Source organism: Pseudonocardia sp. ICBG162 (assembly GCF_020496225.1).
In the GTDB taxonomy this organism is placed as follows: Bacteria; Actinomycetota; Actinomycetes; order Mycobacteriales; family Pseudonocardiaceae; genus Pseudonocardia; species Pseudonocardia alni.
The window spans coordinates 2,241,518-2,261,903 of the sequence record NZ_JAHLJD010000013.1 but is presented as its reverse complement, the minus strand read 5'-3'; the positions used below and the strand labels follow the sequence as shown (position 1 = coordinate 2,261,903).

15 protein-coding genes are annotated in these 20,386 nt (G+C 76.3%); 6 read left to right on the top strand and 9 right to left on the bottom strand.

Features of this window, described 5'->3' with window-relative positions; genetic code table 11:
- Positions 1-22 precede the first annotated feature (22 nt).
- The 3 genes from KPL60_RS13640 to KPL60_RS13630 are packed head-to-tail and all read left to right on the top strand — an operon-like array spanning position 23 to position 6,000.
- Entirely contained in the window at positions 23-4,924 is a 4,902-nt protein-coding gene (locus KPL60_RS13640) for an NAD-glutamate dehydrogenase (protein ID WP_255655387.1), read from the top strand.
- A gap of 9 nt (positions 4,925-4,933) precedes the next feature.
- Positions 4,934-5,359, top strand: coding sequence for a thioesterase family protein (locus KPL60_RS13635; RefSeq protein WP_226366018.1), 426 nt, complete (start codon positions 4,934-4,936; stop codon positions 5,357-5,359).
- Entirely contained in the window at positions 5,356-6,000 is a 645-nt protein-coding gene (locus KPL60_RS13630; protein ID WP_226366017.1) for a hypothetical protein, read from the top strand. The genes KPL60_RS13635 and KPL60_RS13630 overlap by 4 nt, the downstream gene beginning before the upstream one ends.
- A gap of 27 nt (positions 6,001-6,027) precedes the next feature.
- On the opposite strand, the gene KPL60_RS13625 is transcribed toward KPL60_RS13630, so the two are convergent.
- The 5 genes from KPL60_RS13625 to KPL60_RS13605 all read right to left on the bottom strand — a co-directional run bounded on the left by KPL60_RS13625 (position 6,028) and on the right by KPL60_RS13605 (position 13,639).
- The gene (locus KPL60_RS13625) at positions 6,028-9,903 is read right to left on the bottom strand and encodes a hypothetical protein (protein ID WP_226366016.1); all 3,876 of its coding nucleotides are present in this window, start codon (positions 9,901-9,903) and stop codon (positions 6,028-6,030) included.
- Between the two features lie 36 nt (positions 9,904-9,939).
- Complete coding sequence (locus KPL60_RS13620; RefSeq protein WP_226366015.1) at positions 9,940-11,310, bottom strand: hypothetical protein; 1,371 nt, start codon at positions 11,308-11,310, stop codon at positions 9,940-9,942.
- 186 nt (positions 11,311-11,496) lie between these two features.
- Positions 11,497-11,880, bottom strand: a complete 384-nt coding sequence (locus KPL60_RS13615; protein ID WP_062400907.1) for a globin — start codon at positions 11,878-11,880, stop codon at positions 11,497-11,499.
- A 23-nt stretch (positions 11,881-11,903) separates the two neighbouring features.
- A complete protein-coding gene (locus KPL60_RS13610; RefSeq protein WP_226355688.1) occupies positions 11,904-12,935 on the bottom strand; it encodes a mechanosensitive ion channel family protein in 1,032 nt (343 codons plus the stop codon).
- Positions 12,936-12,985: 50 nt separating this feature from the next.
- Positions 12,986-13,639: a pyridoxamine 5'-phosphate oxidase family protein gene (locus KPL60_RS13605; protein WP_226355689.1), complete on the bottom strand. Its 654-nt coding sequence runs from the start codon at positions 13,637-13,639 to the stop codon at positions 12,986-12,988.
- A gap of 68 nt (positions 13,640-13,707) precedes the next feature.
- Here KPL60_RS13605 and KPL60_RS13600 point away from each other — a divergent pair, with 68 nt between their 5' ends.
- Positions 13,708-15,045, top strand: a complete 1,338-nt coding sequence (locus KPL60_RS13600) for a PLP-dependent aminotransferase family protein (protein ID WP_226366014.1) — start codon at positions 13,708-13,710, stop codon at positions 15,043-15,045.
- 64 nt (positions 15,046-15,109) lie between these two features.
- Positions 15,110-16,180, top strand: coding sequence for a D-alanine--D-alanine ligase family protein (locus tag KPL60_RS13595; RefSeq protein WP_062400911.1), 1,071 nt, complete (start codon positions 15,110-15,112; stop codon positions 16,178-16,180).
- On the opposite strand, the gene KPL60_RS13590 is transcribed toward KPL60_RS13595, so the two are convergent.
- Together KPL60_RS13590 and KPL60_RS13585 are read right to left on the bottom strand one after the other, a co-directional pair.
- Complete coding sequence (locus tag KPL60_RS13590; protein WP_226366013.1) at positions 16,181-16,702, bottom strand: DUF3515 domain-containing protein; 522 nt, start codon at positions 16,700-16,702, stop codon at positions 16,181-16,183. It lies immediately after the preceding gene.
- 28 nt (positions 16,703-16,730) lie between these two features.
- Positions 16,731-16,967 carry an Lrp/AsnC family transcriptional regulator gene (locus tag KPL60_RS13585; protein WP_020627802.1) on the bottom strand — a complete coding sequence of 79 codons (237 nt, stop codon included), beginning with the start codon at positions 16,965-16,967 and terminating at the stop codon, positions 16,731-16,733.
- A gap of 100 nt (positions 16,968-17,067) precedes the next feature.
- Here KPL60_RS13585 and KPL60_RS13580 point away from each other — a divergent pair, with 100 nt between their 5' ends.
- Positions 17,068-18,054 (top strand): thiamine-phosphate kinase, encoded by a 987-nt coding sequence (locus KPL60_RS13580; protein WP_226356673.1) that lies wholly within the window; start codon positions 17,068-17,070, stop codon positions 18,052-18,054.
- A gap of 65 nt (positions 18,055-18,119) precedes the next feature.
- Here KPL60_RS13580 and KPL60_RS13575 read toward each other — a convergent pair whose 3' ends face one another.
- Both KPL60_RS13575 and KPL60_RS13570 read right to left on the bottom strand, forming a co-directional pair.
- Positions 18,120-18,395, bottom strand: a complete 276-nt coding sequence (locus tag KPL60_RS13575; RefSeq protein WP_226355692.1) for a hypothetical protein — start codon at positions 18,393-18,395, stop codon at positions 18,120-18,122.
- A gap of 596 nt (positions 18,396-18,991) precedes the next feature.
- Positions 18,992-20,380: a (Fe-S)-binding protein gene (locus KPL60_RS13570; protein ID WP_226366012.1), complete on the bottom strand. Its 1,389-nt coding sequence runs from the start codon at positions 20,378-20,380 to the stop codon at positions 18,992-18,994.
- Positions 20,381-20,386: the final 6 nt, after the last annotated feature.

Here is a 20,386-nt window from a genome sequence, read left to right as displayed (position 1 = left end):
ACGCGGCCGTCCCGGTCCGCCGATGGTGTCGGTACCTCGGGATAGGGTGACGGCCGTCAGCACACGCACGGGGCCGGAGTGGATCGTGAGCAGCGGGACGACGGGGCAGACCGGGAACACCACGAGCACCGACGGGCCGGGCGGTGATCCCCGCCCCGGGAGCGGTGCCGCCGCGGACCTCGTCCGTCTCTACGCCCGGCACACCCCCGAGACCGACGCGACCGGCGGCGCGGAGCTGCCCGGGCCGGCGACCGTCGTCGACACCCATCTCGCGCTCGGTGCGCACCGCGAACCCGGCCGGGCCGCCGTCCGGGTGACCGCCGCCGGGGGAGACGCGGTGACGGTCGACATCGTCACCGACGACATGCCCTACATCGTCGAGTCGGCGCTCGCCGGGATCGGCCGGGCCGGCGGCACCGCGCGGCGCGTCGTGCACCCGATCCTGGTCGTGCACCGCGCCGCCGACGGCACGCTGACCGGCGTCGACACCGCCGCCGACCCGACCGACCCCACCGAGGGGGCCTCGGTCGAGTCGTGGATGCACGTCGACGTCGTGTCCTCCGGGGATCTCGACCCCGACGCGCTGCACGCCGAGCTGGAGCACACGCTCGCCGCGGTCCGGCAGGTCGTCGACGACACCGCCGCGATGACCCTGCGCGCCCGCGCCCTCGCCGACGACCTCTCCGGCACCGGTGCCGCCACGGCCGCCGACGCCGACGAGGGGGACGTGCACCCGGCCGAGGTCGCGGACCTGCTGCGCTGGCTGGTCGACGACCACTTCTTCTTCGTCGGCTACCGCCACTACTCCCGGCGCACCGACAGCGGGGGCGACCCGGACGGGCGGCTGCGGCCCGACACCGACACCGGTCTCGGCGTGCTGCGCCCCGGCGACGCCGGCGCGAACGTCTTCCTCCCCGAGGAGACCGGCGCCGCCGACCCCGCCGGCCTGCTCCTGTTCACCCGCGCCAGCGAGCGCAGCCGGGTGCTGCGCGCGGTGCACCCGTACTACGTGGGTGTCCGCACCCGCGACGCCGACGGGACCGTCACCGGCGAGCACCGCTTCCTCGGGATGCTGACCGTCCCGGCCCGGCACGAGTCGGTCCTGGACATCCCGGTCGTCGCCCGCCGCATCCGTGGCGCCATCCGGCGCGCGGGCTTCCCGGCCGACTCCTACTCCGGGCAGCAGATGCTCGAGGTGTTCTCCCAGCTGCCGCGCGCGGAGCTGTTCACCTCGTCGCAGGAGCGGCTGCACGACACCGCCGTCGGCGTACTGGAGGCGGGCGCCCGCCGCGCGGTGCGGCTGTTCGTGCACCCCGACCCCTACCGCCGCTTCCTGTCCTGCCTGGTCTACCTGCCGCGTGACCGCTACACGACCGCGACCCGGCTGCGGATCACCGACATCCTGCGCACCCGGCTCGGCGGCACCGACGTCAGCTACACCGCCCAGGTCGGCGACGTCGAGCTGGCGCTGCTGCACCTGACGATCACCACCGACCCCGGCGCCGAGCCGGCCACGGTGGACCTGGCCGAGCTGCAGGACCACGTCGCCGAGGCGACCCGGACCTGGGACGACCTGCTCGTCGCCGCGCTCGGCGACGCCGGGCCCGCCGCCCGGCCGATGCTGGCCGGAGTCCCCGAGTCCTACAAGGCGACGGTGACCCCGCTGCGCGCCGTCGAGGACCTGCGGCGGCTGATGACGCTGGGGGAGAAGGGCGAGGACGCGTTCGACCTGCGGCTGTACCGCAGCATCGAGGGCGACATCCGGTTCGCGCTCTACGTCGGCGACGACCCGGTCACCCTCACCGGTGTGCTGCCGCTGCTGCAGCAGCTCGACGTCGAGGTCGTCGACGAGCGGCCCTACGAGTTCTGCCGCCCCGACGGCCGTCGCTGCTGGCTCTACGACTTCGGGCTCCGGCCCCCGCAGCCCGCCGGTGCCCCCGCGGTCCCCACTGTCACCGTCGAGGACGCCGGTCGTCGCTTCGAGGAGGCGTTCGCCGCGGCCTGGCGGGGCGACGCCGAGTCCGACCGGTTCTCCGCGCTCGTCCTGCGGGCCGGTCTGCACTGGCGCGAGGCCGCCGTCCTGCGGGCCTACAGCCGCTACACCCGCCAGCTCGGCGGGCTGTTCACCCTGCAGTACACGGCCGGCGTCCTGGTCGCGCACCCGCAGGTCGCGCAGGGTCTGATCACCCTGTTCCGGGCCCGGTTCGACCCGGCCACCACCGACGCCGACGAGCGCGAGGCCGCCCACCAGCGGGCCCTGGAGAACGTCACCACCCTGATCGACCAGGTCTCCGGTCTCGACGCCGACCGCATCCTGCGGGGCCTGCTCGCCGTCATCGAGGCGACGCTGCGGACCAACTGGTTCCGGGGCCGCCCGTTCTTCTCCTTCAAGCTGGACCCGGCCGCCGTGCCGGACATGCCGCTGCCCCGCCCGCGGTTCGAGATCTTCGTGTACTCGCCCGCGGTGGAGGGCGTGCACCTGCGGTTCGGCCCGGTCGCCCGCGGCGGTCTGCGCTTCTCCGACCGCCAGCAGGACTACCGCACCGAGGTGCTCGGCCTGGTGAAGGCCCAGGCGGTGAAGAACGCCGTCATCGTCCCGGTCGGGGCGAAGGGCGGGTTCGTCGTGCGCAGGCCCGGACCGGCGCCCGAGCACGTCCGCGACTGCTACCGGACCTTCATCTCCGGGCTGCTCGACATCACCGACAACCTGCTGACCCACGCCGACGGCGCCACCGAGACGCTGCCGCCCACCGACGTGGTGCGTCACGACGGCGACGACTCCTACCTCGTCGTCGCCGCGGACAAGGGCACCGCCACGTTCTCCGACCTGGCCAACTCCGTCGCCGAGTCCTACGGCTTCTGGCTGGGCGACGCGTTCGCCTCCGGCGGCTCGGTCGGCTACGACCACAAGGCCATGGGCATCACCGCCCGCGGCGCGTGGGAGTCGGTCAAGCGGCACTTCCGCGAGCTGGGCGTCGACACCCAGCGCGAGGAGTTCACCGTCGTCGGCGTCGGCGACATGTCCGGCGACGTGTTCGGCAACGGGATGCTGCTGTCGGAGCACATCCGGCTCGTCGCCGCGTTCGACCACCGGCACGTGTTCGTCGACCCGGCCCCGGACGCCGCGACCTCCTACGCCGAGCGGCGCAGGCTCTTCGAGCTGCCCCGCAGCTCGTGGGCCGACTACGACACCTCCCTGATCAGCGCCGGTGGCGGGGTGTGGCCGCGGACGGCGAAGAAGGTGCCGGTCGGGCCGGAGATCCGGGCCGCGCTCGGGCTGGCCGACACGGTCACCGCGATGTCCCCGCCCGAGCTGATCCACGCGATCCTGCTCGCCCCCGCCGACCTGCTGTGGAACGGCGGCATCGGCACCTACGTCAAGGCGTCCGGCGAGACCGACGGCGAGGTGGGGGACAAGGCCAACGACGCCATCCGGGTCGACGGCCGCGCACTGCGGGTGCGCGTCGTCGGCGAGGGCGGCAACCTCGGGCTCACCCAGCGCGGGCGGATCGAGTTCGCCCGCCACGGCGGCCCGGACGGCGCCGGCGGCCGGGTCAACACCGACGCCATCGACAACTCCGCGGGCGTCGACTGCTCCGACCACGAGGTCAACATCAAGATCCTGCTGGACCGCCCGGTCGCGGACGGCTCCCTGGACCGCGACGCCCGCAACGAGCTGCTCGCGTCGATGACCGACGAGGTGTCCGCCCTCGTGCTCGCCGACAACGTCGCGCAGAACGAGGTGCTCGGCGTCGCGCGCGCCCACGCCCCGGGCATGGTCGGCGTGCACGCCCGGATGGTCACCGACCTCGCCGGGCGCACCGGGCTCGACCGCACGCTGGAGGTCCTGCCCGACGAGGCGGGGTTCGCCCGCCTGGCCGCCGACGGTCTCGGCCTCACCGGCCCCGAGCTGGCGACGCTGCTCGCCCACACCAAGCTCGACCTGACCCACCGGCTGCTGCAGACCGACCTGCCCGACCTGCCGGCGTTCGCGCCGACGCTGCCCGGCTACTTCCCGCACCCGCTGCGGGAGCGCTTCGACTACGCCGTGCGCAACCACCCGCTGCGTCGCGAGATCATCGGGACGTCGCTGGTCAACGACATGGTCGACGGCGCCGGGATCAGCTACGCGTTCCGGCTGGGCGAGGAGATCTCCGCGGGCCCCGACGACGTGCTGCGCGCCTACACCGTCACCACCCGCGTGTTCGGGCTTCCCGCGCTCTGGGAGGCCGTCCGCCGGGCCGAGGTCCCCGTCCCGATCGCCGACGCGGTGGTGCTGGAGTCGCGGCGGCTGCTCGACCGGGTGTCGCGCTGGTTCCTGACCAACCGGCCGCAGCCGCTCGCCGTCGGCGCGGAGGTCAACCGGTTCGCCGGCCCCATCGCGGAGCTGCGGGCCCGGCTGCCCGAGCTGCTGCAGGGCCGCGAGCTCGACGCGGTGCAGGAACGTGCCGCGGAGCTGCGCGCCTGCGGGGTGCCCGAGGAGATGGTGGAGTCGGCCGCGCTGTCGCTCTACGCCTACGGGCTGCTCGACGTCGTCGAGCTGGTGGAGCTGTCCGACCGCGAGGCCGAGCCGCGGCCCGGCGCCGAGGTGGCCCGCCTGTACTACGCGCTGTCCGAGCACCTCGGCGTCGACCAGGCGCTGACCGCGGTGTCCCGGCTCGACCGCGGGGACCGCTGGCACGCGCTGGCGCGGCTCGCACTGCGTGACGACCTCTACGGGTCGCTGCGCTCGATCACCCTCGACGCGCTGCGCGAGACCCCGCCCGGCACGGGTGTCGACGACGCGATCGCCGCCTGGGAGCAGGCGAACTCCTCGAAGCTCGCGCGCGCCCGCAGTGCGCTGGAGGAGATCGGGGCGTCGGCGTCGCTGGACCTCGCGACCCTGTCGGTGATCTCGCGTCAGCTGCGCGGACTGGCCCGGTAGGAGCTCCCCGTGACCGCCTTCGTCGCCGAGGTCCCGCTGCGCTGGACCGACCAGGACGCCTACCGGCACGTCAACCACGCCCGGATAGTCACGCTCATCGAGGAGGCCCGCGTCGCGCTGGCCTTCACCGCCGCCGGGCGGGAGGGGCTCGCCGGGTTCTCCTCCGGGCTGCTCGTCGCCGGGCTGCACGTGGAGTACAAGCGGCAGCTGCCGTGGCGGCCCGAGCCGCTGCGGTGTGCGATCACCGTGCGGGAGCTGCGGGCCGCGTCGTTCGTCCTCGACTACGCCCTGCACGACGGGCCCGGCGCGGACGACCCGGTCGCGGTCACCGCCTGGACCCGGATGGCCCTCTACGACCTCGAGGCGGACCGGGTCCGCCGGCTCACCGCCGACGAGCGGGACTTCCTCAAGCGCCACCTGGGAGACGTGTCGTGACCCTGCGACTGGCGGACGCGACCGAGCGCGACGACCTCGGCGCGTTCACCGCGCGCGTCGCCCGGCTCGACCAGACCGCCGCGATCCGGCTCACCGCCGGTGCCGGCCGGGTCACCGCGTGGGCCCGCACCCCGTTCGACGTGCTCGTGACCCGGTCGGTGGCCGGGGAGCTCGACCCGGCACTGCCGGTCACCGCGCAGGCGTCGACGCTGCTCACGGCGCTGGCCGTCGACCGCTCCGCCGCGGTCGACCCCGGCCCGCCCGCGCCGTGGCTCGACGAGCTCCCGCCCGACGACGGCTGGTCCCGGGTCGACGACGTCCCCGCCGCGGAGCTCGACGAGCTCGCCGACCGGGGGCTGGCACTGGCCCGGGAGCACGCGGGCCCGATGGGACCGCCGGCGTCGCTGCTGGACCAGACGGTGCTGACGGTGTCCCCGCCGGACGCGGGCCGCCCGGTGACCGTGCCGATGCGGGTGCTGTTCGCGATGTCCGGGATGGGGTTCCTCGGCTCGGCGCCGCAGGAGACCGACGGGCCGCGGGTACGGGTGTCCGCGTCGGGGTCGTGGATGAGGCTCGACGCCCGGTACGGGGCGGTGGTGAAGCGGCGCGTGGTGTCGCTGCCGCTGTCGGTCGCGCGCTGACGGACCGGGCCCGCAGCCGGGGACGGCTCAGCTCAGGTTCAGCACGCTGACCGCGCCGTCGCCGGTGACCCAGCCGGTGCGGCCGTCGGGGGCGACCGCGACGGCGGTCGGGTTCGGGGCGACGTCGGTGGTGCCGGTGACCTGCCAGGTCCCGGTGTCGACGGTGACGAGACCCTGCCGGGTCGCGACGTAGAGGTGGCGGCCGTCGGGGGCGAAGGCCATGCCGGTGGCGCCGCCGTCGACCTGCACGGTCGCGATCTCGCGGCCGTCGGCGGGGTCCACGACGGTCACGGTGCCGGACTCCGGACCGCCGACCGCGACCACGGTCCGCGGGACCGACGCGGGGCTGACGGCCAGGGACTCCGCGCCGCCGCGCACCGGGAAGCTGCCGAGCACGGTGAGGCTGTCCGGGTCGAGGACGGTGAGCTGGTCGGCGCCGCGGGTGGCGAGGTAGACGCGGTCGCCCGCGTCGTTCGTGGCGCTCGCGTAGGGGTCGCGGGACACCGGCACGGTCCGGGTGACGGTGCCCGCGTTCGGGTCGAGCTCCTGCACGGTGGCGTCCGCGCGGGACGGCACGTAGAGGAACCGGCCGTCGGGGGACACCGCGGCCGCGGCCGGGTCCCCGCCGACGGCGGCGGTCGAGACGACGCTCCGCCCCGGCACGTCGACGACGGCGATCTGCCCGCCGCCCTGACCGGCGGTGCTGACGTAGGCGCGGGTGCCGTCCGGGGAGGTCACCACGCCCTGCGGGGCGGCCGGGAGCTCGATCTCCCCGGTGACCGCGTCGGTCGCGGTGTCGACGACCGCGAGCCGGTTCGCGTCGCGGACCGCGACGAGGGCCGTCGCGCCGTCCGGGGCGGCCGCGACGGCGACCGGGGCGCCGCCGACGGGCACGGTCGCCCGCACCGTCGGCTGCGCCAGGCTCGCCCCGGCGGCGACCGCGTCCGGACGCGGCCCCGTGCCCGGACCGGCCGAGACGGCGGGCCGGGTCGCGTTCGCGCCCGGGTCGGACTGGCTGGGCGACAGCATCGCCCACAGCGTCAGCGCACCGAGCAGCACGATCGCCAGCGCGATCGCGAGCCCGGCCGCGGACGGGCTGCGACGCCCGTTGCGCGGCTTCGCCGACATGATCGCCTCGCGGCGCGGGGTGACCGGCGGCTTCTCACCGGTCACCGCGGCGTGGGCGGCGGCCTCCGCGGCCGCGGGCTGGACCGCGGTGCCCGGACCGGTGTCGCTGACCGTGCCGTCCCGGCCGGACGCGGCACGGGCGGCGGCCACCGAGACGGCCCCGATCGAGGCCGCGGCGGCGGCGTTGCGGCTGGTCGTCGAGGCGTCCGGCCGGTCCGGGTCCGACGGGCCGGCCGTGTCGTCCGTCGCCGGGGCGTCCGGGTGTCCGGTGACCGGGGTGAGGCCCTGCAGCGTGGGCGGCTCGCCGTCGGTGCCGACGGGCCGCAGGACCACGGTGGTCTCGTTCTCGGACGGGGCGTCCGGTCGCGGTGCGTGCCGTCCGTCCGGTCCTCCGGGCCCCGGGCGGTCCGGGGCGGGGGCCCAGGAACGGGCGCCGGGGGCGCCGTTCGACGGGTGGGCGCCGGGCCGGTCGGTCGGAGACGGACCGGAGCCCTGCCCGCCGGGGCGGTCGACGGGGTACGCCCCCGTGCCCGGACCACCGGAGCGGTCGGTCGGGAACGCGCCGGTGCCCTGCCCCGCGGGCCGGTCGGTGGGGAACGCGCCGGTGCCCTGCCCCGCGGGCCGGTCGGTGGGGAACGCGCCGGTGCCCTGCCCCGCGGGCCGGTCGGTGGGGAACGCGCCGGTGCCCTGCCCCGCGGGCCGGTCGGTGGGGAACGCGCCGGTGCCCTGCCCCGCGGGCCGGTCGGTGGGGAACGCGCCGGTGCCCTGCCCCGCGGGCCGGTCGGTGGGGAACGCGCCGGTGCCCTGCCCCGCGGGCCGGTCGGTGGGGAACGCGCCGGTGCCCTGCCCCGCGGGCCGGTCGGTGGGGAACGCGCCGGTGCCCTGCCCCGCGGGCCGGTCGGTGGGGAACGCGCCGGTGCTCTGGCCGCCGGGGCGGTCGGTGGGGAACGCCCCCGTGCCCTGGCCGCCGGGGCGGTCGGTCGGGCCCGCGCCGGGGGCGGGGAACGCCCCGGTCCGCGCCGGTCCGGAGAACGCAGCGGCTGCGCGGCCCGGGGCCGCGGCCGACCCGGAGCGCGACGGCGTGTCGCCGTACGCCCCCGGCGTCGGGAACGCGCCGTTGCGGGACGGTGCGGCGTCCCCTGTGGGCGGGCGGCCGGCGTCCCATGCCGGTGCGTCCCGGTCCCACGCGGACGGCCCGCCGACGGAGGAACCCGGACCGCCGTCCGGGCCCGGGTCGGTGCCCCGGGGAGCGTCGCCGTCCCGGAAGGAGTCGTCCCGGGCGGAACCCTCACGGGCGGAACCCTCACGGGCGGGACCCTCACCGGCGGTGTCGTCACGAGGGGTGTCGTCACGGTCGACGTCGTCGGGGGTGGACCCGTCGGTGTCGGGTGCGGAGGCCGCGGTGTCGGCACGGCCCGGGAGCCGGCCGAAGCCGCTGCCCGAGTCACCGCCGGCGGTGGCGAACAGGTCGTTGCCCGACAGCCCGGCCATCGCCGGACCGGACGGGGCCCCACCCATCGCCGGACGACGCACCGGACGCTGCTCCGGGCCCGCGGGTGCGGGAGGCCTGCGACCGGGCATCGTCGGACGGTTCCCGGACGGCGGGGTCGAGGGCCGCGCGGGCGGCTGCTCGGTCCGGTCGTCGGAGGGGTCCGCGCTCGGGTAGTGCCCGATCAGCGCGCCGGGCGGCAGGATGTCGGTCTCCGGGCCGTCGGCGCCGTTGCGCGCCGGGCGCGGCGGCCACCGCTTGGCGGTGTGCTGTCCCGCGGTGTCCCGGTCCGCGTCGCCGGAGCCGGTGCCGCCGGACTCCGTGGCGTCCCCGGCCGAGGGCGACGGAGTGGCGTCCTGGTCCGGGGTGGAGCCGGTGGTGGAGCGGGTGCCGTCGCCGAGCGGGCGCGGGGTGGGCGCGATCGGCGGGACGACGGTCGGTGCGGGTGCGGTCACGGGGACACCGTCCGGCCCGGGACCGGCATCAGTGCGACGACCGCCCTCCGCCGGTGTGGCGGCGGGGTCGGGCCGGCTCGCGCCGGCGCCGGGGCCGGGACGCCCCGTCGGCGCGGAGTCCGGCCGGGGCACCGACGGGACGGCGCCCGCTGCGCCGGGCACGGGAGCCGACGGGGAGACGTCCGACGAGCCGGACCGGGGAGCCGCCGGAATGGCGTCCGCCGGGCCGGGCCGGGGTGACGCCGGGCCGCCGTCCGCCGAGTCCGGCCGCGACGACGCCGGAGTGGCGTCGGCCGGGCCGGGGCGGGGCGCGGTCGGGGCGCCGCCGGTCGCGGGCGGTGTCGTCCCGCCCGGTGTGCCCGGCGCGAACGACGGCGGCGGCGCGAAGCGGTCCGCCGGGGTGTGCAGGGGGTCGAGACCGTCGTCGCCGGGCTCGTCGGGCAGCGGCCCGACGCCCAGCGGGTCGTCGCCGAGGTCACCGAGATCGGCGTAGTCACCCGCATTCGACGACGGTTCGGGGGCGGCGGGCCGCGGACCCGGGGTGGGACGTGGGGCGGGCGCGGGACCCCGTTCGCGGGACACCAGTTCGGTGAACCCGGTCGGGGTCGGCTCGCGCCGGGCGCCGTCGTCCTCGGACGTGGCCTCCGGCTCCGGTTCCTCGCCCGAGCCGGACCGCATGACCAGGTCGACCAGGGAGCCGGGGACCACCGGCACGCGGCCGGTCCGGATCGCCTCGCCGAGCCCGTCGGGGTTCGGTTCGGGGTCCGGCGGGCCGTCGGCACGCCGGGGGGAGCGGTCGTCGGGGCCCGGGTGACCGGGCGCCGACGTCATGCGTTCTGCGGCGGTCGGGTGCACATAACGATTCGATTATCGCGAGCGTCGCCCCGGGCCCGGACCCCGGGTGGCCCCCCGGCCCGTCCTGGTCGTCCCACCTGCGACGTCCGTCCTGGTCCGGGGCTGGTCACGCCCCGTTCCGAGGTCACCGAACGGGAGGACCCCGATCGAGGTGAGCGAGATCGGCGGGATGCGGCCGACGGTGGTGCTGTCGGGGTCCTCCTCGGCCGGGCGGTGCCCGGGACCGAGGAGCAGGGAACCGGTGGCGGGCGCGTCCGCGTCCTCGTCCTCGGCGGGACCGCCGGCCTCGGAGCGGGAGCCGGCGGCGTCGGCCGACGGCCTGCTGCCGAGCTCCGACACCGAGGCGATCGAACCCTCGTCCGACGCCGGCGCCGAGGACGACGAGGAGAGGCTCGAGGACGTCGAGGTCGAGGGCGGCCGGGAGACGGGCGGCAGGGAGACGGGCGGCAGGGAGATGGGCGACGGGGAGACCGGCGGCAGGGAGACGGGCGCGGGGCCGAACAGGGCGTCGTCGAGGGCGGCGGAGACCGGCTCACGGTCCAGCTCCTCGGCGAGGGTGCGCTGCACCCGGGTCAGCTCGTCCCGGACGTCGTCGCGCAGCGCGGCCAGCCGCTCGACGTCGCGCACGGCCGCCGACCGTCGCTCCCCGGCGCCCTGCTCGGCGTCGCGCAGCAGTGCGGCGGCCTCGGCGCGGGCGGTGGACAGCGTCTGCTCGGCGTCGGAGCGGGCGTCGGCGAGGATGCGCTCGGCCTCGGTGTGGACACCGGACAGCCGGTCGGACACGGTGCGCTCCCGCTCGGCGAGGTCGCGCTCGCGGCGGTCGGCGTCGTGCTCGCGGTCGTCGAGGGTGCTGCTGCGGGAGGTGAACTCGCGGTCCAGGGTGGCGGCGCGGCCGAGCAGCGCCTCCTCGGTGCGGGAACGACGGTCCTCGGCCTCGCGGCGGGCGCGCTCCACGATCTCCGCGGCCTCGTCGGCCGCACGCTCGCGCAGCTCGGCCGCCTCCTGCTCGGCGGCCTGCAGGACGCGCTCGACGCGGCGGCCGAAGCCGGCCTCCTCGGCGCGGCGCTCCTCACCGGCCCGGGCGGCGGAGTCGTTCTCCAGCTGCTCCTGCAGCCGCCGGACCTGCGCGCGGGCCGCGGACAGCGACTGCTCGGCGGCGTCCGCGCGGCGGATCTCGTCGTGGATGCGGTGGTCGAGCTCGGCCAGCCGGGTGTCGACCTCGCCGCGGTCGTAGCCGCGCAGCACGACGGTGAACCAGGAGCCGTCCTCGCCCTCGTGGCGGTCGGGGTGGGCCCCGGAGTCGCCGCTGCGGTGCGCGTGCCGCGACGACCCGTTGACCGGCTCGTGCCGATGCGGACCGGACAGCGAGGGAGAGACGCTCACGATGAACCCCCAAGACGGGTGACTACGAGCCGCCCGACGTGCCGGGGCGGCGTCCCGTCCAACGAGACCGGACGCGTTCGGTCACGTTCAGCGCTGGATCAACCCGTGGAGCGCCCGAATGCCACTCGAATGGCCGCCGGACGGACGGGCTAACGATCACACTGTGTGGTAATGCCCCTACTCGGGTCAGAACTCGGAGTTCTGCATGCTCACCGCGGCGTACTGCAGGTAGTTCCACAGCTGCTCGCGGTGCTCCGGGGAGAGGTTCTCCTCGTCGACGGCGATCCGCATGCAGCGCAGCCAGGCGTCGCGCTCGATCGGGCCGATCTTGAACGGCACGTGCCGCATCCGGAGCCGGGGGTGGCCGCGCTGGTCGGAGTAGGTCCGCGGGCCGCCCCAGTACTGCTCCAGGAACAGCCGCAGGCGGTCCTCGGCCGGGCCGAGGTCCTCCTCCGGGTACAGCGGCCGCAACACCTCGTCCCGGGCGACCTCCTCGTAGAACCGGTGGACGATCCGGTGGAAGACCGGGGCGCCACCCACCTCGGCGTAGAAGTTCTGCGGTGCACTCACGCCGACCAGTCTCCCAGGAGTCGTCAGTTCTGCTTCTGCGCCTGGCCGTCGAAGGCCGCGCCGGGGAAGACCATCGGCCGCGGGATGCCGTGGTCGTCGAAGGCGTCGGTGATCGCGCCGTTGAGCGCGCGCTGCACCGCCCACTGCCGGCCGGGGCTGACCCGTACGGTGATCCGCAGCGTGACGCCCTCCGGGCCGATCTTGTCGACGCCGAGCACCTCGGGGGCCTCCAGCACGTCACCGGCGATGTCGTCCTGGGAGGCGCGCTCGGTGGCGGTGCTCCCGGCCAGCTCGGTGGCCTCCTCGACGTCGGCGTGGTGCGCGATCGGCAGGTCGACCACCGCGACCGCGTAGCCCTGGCTCATGTTGCCCACGCGCAGGATCTCGCCGTTGCGGACGTACCAGACGGTGCCCTTGATGTCGCGGATCGTGGTGATCCGCAGGCCGACCGCCTCGACGGTGCCGACGGCCTCCCCGACGTCGACGACGTCGCCGACGCCGTACTGGTCCTCCAGCAGCATGAACATGCCGGACAGGAAGTCGCGCACCAGGTTCTGCGCACCGAAACCGATGGCGAGCCCGATCACCCCGGCACCGGCCAGCAGCGGGCCCAGCGGGTAGCCGAGCTCGTTCATCACCATCATCACCGCGACGAGCAGCACGACCGCCGAGACGATCGAGCGCAGCACCGAGCCGATCGTGCGTGCCCGCTGCGCCCGTCGCTGGGTGCCCGGGTCCGCCGCCGGCGCGACGGCGGCGCCGCCACCCGGACGCAGCCGGCGGGCCCGGCCCACCAGCGCGGTGAACCGGCCGTTGGTGGCGCCGTCGACCATCCGCGCGATCGCCCGGTGCGCCAGCCACCGGAACAGCACCGCGACCACGACGATCACGGTGATCGCCACGGTCCTGCTGACCAGGGTGTCCGCGTGCTGGGCCAGGAAGTCGTTGCTGGTCCAGCGGTAGAGCGTGGCGCACCACGAACCGGCGTCCTGCACGCAGTCCGGTATCAGGGTCACGTTCTGCAGGGGTACGTCGGGCAGCACGACGGGGGTCACGAGTCCTCCTCGGGGGCGGTGAGGGCTGCGTCGGAACCCCCGAGGCTACGTCACCCTCCGGTGTGACGACGGTCGCGCACGTGGTCCGGAACCGACTGGTGTCCGTGCAGGTCAGGGGCGGTTTCCGGAGGCCCGGCGACGGTCCGCAGCGGCACCACGCCGGCCCAGGCGAGACCGGCCGCGACGTCGGCCTCGTCGTCGGACGGCGGCCCGGAGCGGCTCTTCACGCTGGCCTCGGTCAGATCGAGCGCGAACACCGCGGTGGCGGCCAGCTCCCGGCGGTCCGGGCGGCGGGCGTGGTCCCACGCGCCCGGGGTGAGGTGCTCGACGATCACCCGCAGCGCGTGCAGACGTTCGTCGTCCCCGGTGACGCGGCGGGCGTCGCCGTGGACGACCGCGCTGCGGTAGTTCATCGAGAAGTGCATCAGTGCGCGGGCGTGCACGATGCCGTCGAGGTGGGTCACGGTCACGCAGCACGGCAGCGTGTCCCCGGCCAGGTAGCGGGCCCCGGACGAGCCGTGCAGGTAGAGCGTGTCGCCGTCGCGGCCGTAGGCGGTCGGGAGGACGACGGGCGCGCCGTCGCGGACGAAGCCCAGGTGGGCGACGAGGCCGTCGTCGAGGACCGCGTGCAGGTCGGAGCGGTCGACGGCGGCCCGGTCGCGCATGCGGCCCAGGGTGCTGCGGGTGGTGGGGGAGAGCGTCACCCCCCGAGGATGGCCGTCGGCAGTGGCATCCTGGAACGGCCACTTCCGCTCGTGAACGAAAGGCCACTGTGCAGGATCTCCCGATCGTCCTCGACCGCTCCGGGGCGACGCCGCTGGCGGTCCAGCTCGCCGACGGCCTGCGCGCCGCGGCCGCCGGCGGGGCACTACGGCCCGGCGACCGGCTGCCGTCGACCCGCGGGCTCGCGACGACGCTGCGGGTGAGCCGGACGGTCACCGCCGCGGCCTACGACCAGCTGCTCGCCGAGGGCTGGGTCACCGGCCGGGTCGGAGCGGGGACGTTCGTGACCGCGGTCCCCGGGCCCGCCCCCACGGGCCCGGCCGCGCCCGCCGGGCCCCCGCCGCAGGCCGAGCCGTCGGTGCTGGACCCGGGGCGGCCGTGCGTCGCGGCGCTGGACCCCGCGATGTGGCGCCGCGCCTGGCGGGCCGCCGCCGATCCGCCCCCGGACGACCGGCCCCGCGCCGACGGGCTGCCCGCGTTCCACGACGCCGTCACCGGCCACCTGCTGCGCCACCGCGGCCTCACCCCGCCCGCGGACACCGTGCTGACCACCGCCGGGACCTCCGCCGCCGTCGCCGAGCTGGCCCGGCTGCTGCCGGCAGGCGCGACCGTCGCCGTCGAGGAGCCGGGCTACCCGCGCGCGGTCACCGCGCTGCTGGCGGCCGGGCTGCGGGTCGTCGGCGTACCCGTGGACGACGACGGCCTGGTCGTCGACGCCGTCCCGGCCGGCTGCGCGGCGGTCTACACCACGCCCGCGCACCAGTTCCCGACCGCGGTGCGCCTGTCCGCCGCCCGCCGGGTCGCCCTGGTCGGGCGCGCCCGCGCCGAGGACTTCCTGGTCATCGAGGACGACTACGACGGCGAGCTCCGCTACGACGTCGCCCCGCTGCCCCTGCTCGCCGCCCTCGCACCCGGCCACGTCGTGCACCTGGGCACCGCGAGCAAGATCCTCAGCCCGACGCTCGGGGTCGGCTGGGCGGTCGCGCCGCCCGCCGTCGTCGACGCGTGGCGGGACCTGCGCGCCCGGACCGGCACCCGGCCGTCGCCCGCGGGGCAGCTGGTCCTCACCGCGCTCGCCGCACACGGCGACCTGTCCCGGCACCTGCGACGGCTGCGCCGCGAGCTCCGAGAGCGGCGGGCCCTGGTCCTGGACGCCGCCCGCACGGCGGGCTGGGCCGCGCAGGGGGACCCGGCCGGGGCACACCTCGTGCTCCGCCCGCCCGAGGGGGAGCGGGCCGCGATCGCCGCGGCCGCCCGGCGGGGCGTCGCCGTGCGCGGGCTGGCCGACTACCACCGGGACGGACCCGGCACGTCCGGCCTGGTCGTCGGGTACGCCGCCGGGACCCGGGCCGAGCTGACCGCCGCACTGGCGGCGCTGGTGGGGTGAGCGGCCCCCCGGGCCGACGCCCGGCTGCGCGCCCCCGCGGAGCCGCCGCCTACCCTCGGGCCCCATGAGTGCCGACCGGGTGAAGGTCGCCGTCGTCTTCGGCGGCCGCAGTTCCGAGCACGCGATCTCGTGCGTGTCCGCGGGCAGCGTGCTGACCCACCTCGACCCGGAGCGGTTCGAGGCGGTCCCGGTCGGGATCACCCCGGACGGCGCGTGGGTGGTCGGCCCGTCCGACCCCGCCCGGCTGGCGATCTCCGGTCGCGAGCTGCCCGAGGTCGACGGGACCGCCGAGGCCCTGGTGCTGCCCGGCGAGCCGGGCCGCGGCCTGGTCCGCCTCGACGCGCGCGAGGCGCTGACCTCGGTCGACGTCGTCTTCCCGATCCTGCACGGGGCCTTCGGCGAGGACGGCACCATCCAGGGTCTGCTGGAGATGGCCGGGCTGCCCTACGTCGGCGCCGGCGTGCTGGCCTCCGCGGTCGGCATGGACAAGGAGTTCGCGAAGAAGCTGCTGCGCGCCGAGGGACTGAACGTCGCCGACGGCGTCGTGCTCCGCCCCGGCACCGACATCGGGTTCGCCGACCGCGACCGGCTCGGGCTGCCGCTGTTCGTGAAGCCGGCCCGCGCCGGGTCCTCGATGGGCGTCACCCGGGTCACCGACCCGGCCGCGCTCGACGCCGCCGTCGCCGAGGCCCGCCGGCACGACCCGAAGGTGCTCGTCGAGGCCGCCGTGCCCGGCCGCGAGATCGAGTGTGCGGTGCTGGAGTTCCCCGACGGCAGCGTCCGCGCCAGCCTGCCCGCCGAGCTGCGCTACAACGGCGAGTTCTACGACTTCGAGTCCAAGTACCTCGACACCTCCGAGCTGCAGATCCCCGCCAAGCTCGACGACGAGATCACCGAGTCGCTGCGCTGGAAGGCGATCACCGCGTTCCGCGCGCTCGACGTGCAGGGCCTGGCCCGGGTCGACTTCTTCGTCACCGACGACGGCGACATCACCGTCAACGAGGTCAACACCATGCCCGGGTTCACCCCGAGCTCGGCGTTCCCGAAGATGTGGGCGGTCACCGGGCTCGACTACTCCGAGCTGCTCAGCACGATGGTCGACACCGCGCTGGCCCGCGGGACCGGGCTGCGGTAGCTACCGGACCCGCACCGGCTGCGGCGGGAGGGTGTCGACGACCGCGTCGGACACCGCCTGCAGCGGCCCCGGACCGGTCTCCGCGGGCGCGGACAGCTCCAGGTACACCCCGCGGTCGACGACGGCGTAGGTCGTCGCGAGCGCGCCCTGCGGGGTCGCCAGCGGCAGCCAGCTCACCCCGTTGACCACGATCAGCGGCGAGGTCGGCCCCAGCTCGGCCGGCCGTTCGGTGCCGCAGCGCAGCACCACCGGCTCCGGCTCGGCGACCCACGCCCGCGCGCCGGGGACCGGCGGGTCGATCTCGCGCGGCGCGAGGTCCCCGGTGTCGCCGGGGATGCCCGCCCCCAGCGCGCGCAGCACCGCGTCGCACGACGTCGACGACGCCTGCGGTGCGGCCTGCGCGGGCAGCTCCAGGGGGCCGGTGTCCGGCCCCGTCGTCAGGCGGGCCCAGACCGCGAGCCCCGCCACGACGAGGGCGAGCAGCAGGGGCAGCGCGATCGCCACCACGACCGGTGGTGACACGCGTGCCCCTGCCACGTCTCCGCCCGTCTCAGCTGAGCTTGACCACGGGGCAGGTGAGCGTCCGGGTGATCCCGTTGACGTTCTGCACCCGGGCCACGACCAGCCGGCCGAGCTCGTCGACGTCGTCCGCCTCGGCACGCACGATCACGTCGTACGGGCCGGTGACGTCCTCGGCCGAGACGACGCCCGGCAGACCCCCGATCTCGGAGGCGACGGAGGCGGCCTTGCCGACCTCGGTCTGGACGAGGATGTATGCCTGCACCACGGCGTGCCCCTTTCCGGTAACTGCCGACCTGCCGGATGGTTGGCGGCAGGAATGTCGGACGCAGAACCTACCGGAGGCCGCCCCCGTGTCCCCATCCGCGATCACGCCCGAGGGCGGTTCCGAGACCGGTGTCTCACTCCGGGAGGTCGGTGAGTTCGCACTGATCGACCGGGTCACCACGGACCGTGTCCAACCGGCTACGACGGAGCTCGGGCCCGGGGACGACTCGGCCGTCGTCACCGCCGCTGACGGGCGGGTCGTCGCCTGCACCGACGTGCTCGTCGAGGGCGTGCACTTCCGGCTCGACTGGTCGAGCCCCGAGCAGGTCGGGCGCAAGGCCGCCGCCGCGAACCTGGCCGACATCGCCGCGATGGGGGCGGTGCCGACGTCGCTGCTGGTGGGGCTGGCCTGCCCCTCGTCGACGCCCGCGGCCCAGCTGGAGCAGCTGGCCGACGGGCTGTGGGCCGAGGCCCGCTCGACCGGTGCCGGGCTCGTCGGGGGCGACCTGACCTCGGCGCCGGTGATCGTCGTCTCGGTGACGGCGCTGGGGGACCTGCAGGGCCGGGCCCCGGTGCTGCGCTCCGGTGCGCGGGCGGGAGACCGGGTCGCGGTCTGCGGGCGGCTGGGCTGGTCCGCGGCCGGGCTGGCGGTGCTCGGGCGCGGGTTCCGCTCCCCGGCGGCCCTGGTCGACGCGCACCGGGTCCCGGAACCGCCCTACTCCGCCGGTCCGCAGGCCGCCGACGCCGGCGCCACGTCCATGATCGACGTCTCGGACGGCCTGCTGGCCGACCTGGCACACGTCGCGCGAGCCTCGGGGGTGGCGCTGCGGCTGCGGTCGCGGGCGTTCACGGTGGCCCCGCGGATGGCGGAGATCGCGTCCGCGCTGGGCCTGGACCCGCTGCGCTGGGTCCTGACCGGCGGTGAGGACCACGCGCTGGCGGCGACCTTCCCCGGGGACGCGCCGCTGCCCGAGGGGTGGACCGAGGTCGGGGCCGTCGAGGCGCCCGACGCCGACGGGCCGGGCGTCACGGTCGACGGCCGTCCCTACGACGGCGCCGCCGGTTGGGTCCATTTCTCCCGCTACTGAGACACCCGACATACGGCGACGGCCCGGTCCCCGGAGGGGGACCGGGCCGTCGGCCGGGATCGGGGTCAGGCGCCGCGCCGCCAGAACAGCAGGACCCGGCGCAGCCGGCTGCGCAGGGTCGGGTGACCGGGCACGGACCGCTGCGGGGCCGGGAACTGCCGGAACTCCGCGGGCGGCGGGGTCAGGTGGGCCGCCGGGAGGGTGGGCGGGTCCATCGCGACCAGGGTCTGCGGGAAGTGGCGCGCATCGGGCGACGGGGTCTTCTCGGGGTGCACGGTCGTCTCCTCCACGGCCGGTCCATCGCTCGCGGTGGTCGGATCGTTACCGACGGCCTGCTGCATCTCCGGCCTCCTCACGGTCTCGGGCGGGGCGCACCGCCGGGACCCGTACCCGCCGGGGCCGGGGTCCACCCGCGCGGGCCGCATCCGGTGCGGGCCACCAGCCGGGCCCGGGAGGGGAGCGCGGGGCGGCGGTGCCTGCACACCCAGGGTACCGACGTGACGTGCGCCGGAGACGTGTGCGGTGGCTCACCCGGCACGCCGTCGGACACCCGGGTGCTCGCTACGGTGAGTGCCGAGCAGGTGGGACGAGTGGACGGAGCGGGCGTGTCGGGGCTGGTGGCGGTGGTGGCGTGGGCCGCCCTGGCGGGGTGGATCGCCGCCGGTGTGCTGCTCGTGCTGGCCCACCGGCGGCTGGAGCAGCTCGAGCGGGAGCACACCGCCCGCAAGTGGGACATCGTCGCGCTGCGTGCGGAGCTGCGGGCGCTGCACCGGCGGCCGGACGAGCCGTCCGACCCCGCCGTGTCCGACCCCGGGGTCCCGGTCCCGGCCGGCGGGACGCCCGGACGTACCCGGACGGCCGGCGCCACGGCATGGCGCCGGTCGCACCGGCGCCCGGTGGGCCGTACCCGGCGGCGCCCCCTCCTGAACGGGGCGGGTCAGCGCTGCGGCACCGCCGCCCCGCGGATGCTCGCGTCCAGCAGCTGCACCGGGTGCAGCAGCGGCACGTCGGCGAAGTCCTCGTTCGGCAGGTACTTGCCGATCTGCAGCAGGCAGCCCGGGTTCGCGGTGACCACGACGTCCGGCTTCGCGTCGCGGATCTTCTCCGCCTTCCGCACGCCCAGGTCGGCGGCCGCGTCCGGCTTCACCATGTTGTAGATGCCGGCCGAGCCGCAGCACAGCGACGCCTCGGCGATGTCGACGAGCTCCAGCTCGGGGATCGTCCGGAGCACCTCGCGGGGCTGGGTGCGGACGCCCTGGGCGTGCCCGAGGTGACAGGCGTCGTGGTAGGCGACGCGGCCGGTGACCGGGGTGCGCGGGGCGCGGGGGCCGCCGTCGTCCTCCCGGGAGTACAGCTCGGCCAGGACCTCGTGGACGTCGCGGCAGCGGGCGGAGAAGCGCGCCGCGCGGTCGGCCCAGGCGGGGTCGTCGGCGAGCAGGTGGCCGTAGTCCTTCATCGACGAGCCGCAGCCCGCGACGTTGGTGACCACCGCGTCGACGTCGAGGGTCTCGAAGCGGGCGATGGTGCGCCGGGCCCGGTCCAGCGCGGACTCCTCGCGCCCGGCGTGCACCTCGAGCGCGCCGCAGCACTGCTGGTCGCGGGGGACGAGCACGTCGCAGCCCTCGGCGGCGAGCACCCGCACGGTGGCCTCGTTGACCCGGTGGAAGAACACGTCCTGCACGCAGCCGGTGAGCAGCGCGACCCGGGCCCGGCGGGTGCCGACCGCGGGGGTGTGCACCGGGAGCGTCGCGAACGCCTCGCGCACCGAGACCGGCGGCAGCAGCGACTCCATCGCCGCGAGCTGACCGGGCAGCTTCTCGGCGAGCCTCCGGATCGCGGGGACCTTCCGCAGCTGCTGGTACAGCGCGCCGGGCAGGGCGGCCGCCCGCAGCCGTCGCTTGTAGGGGAACAGCGCGAAGATCGCGTCGCGGAACAGCTTGTCCGACGCGGTGCGGGGCACGTTGCGCTCGATCTGTGGGCGCACCGACTCCAGCAGCTTGTCGTACTGCACCCCGGACGGGCAGGCGGTCACGCACGCCATGCAGCCCAGGCAGTTGTCCATGTGCTCGGTGAACGGACCGTCGAGGCCGATGTCGCCCTTCTCGGCCAGGTCCATCAGCAGGATCCGGCCGCGCGGGGAGTCCATCTCCTCGCCCCACAGCACGTAGGTGGGGCAGGTCGGCAGGCAGAAGCCGCAGTGGACGCAGTCGTCGAGCAGCTCGCGCTGCGGCGGGTGGACGTCGTCGAACGCGCTCGGGCCCTGCTGGGGGATCTTGGTCTCGGCCGCCCCGGTCGGGGTGCCTGCGGGCTCGTGGGTGCTCGTCATGCGTGC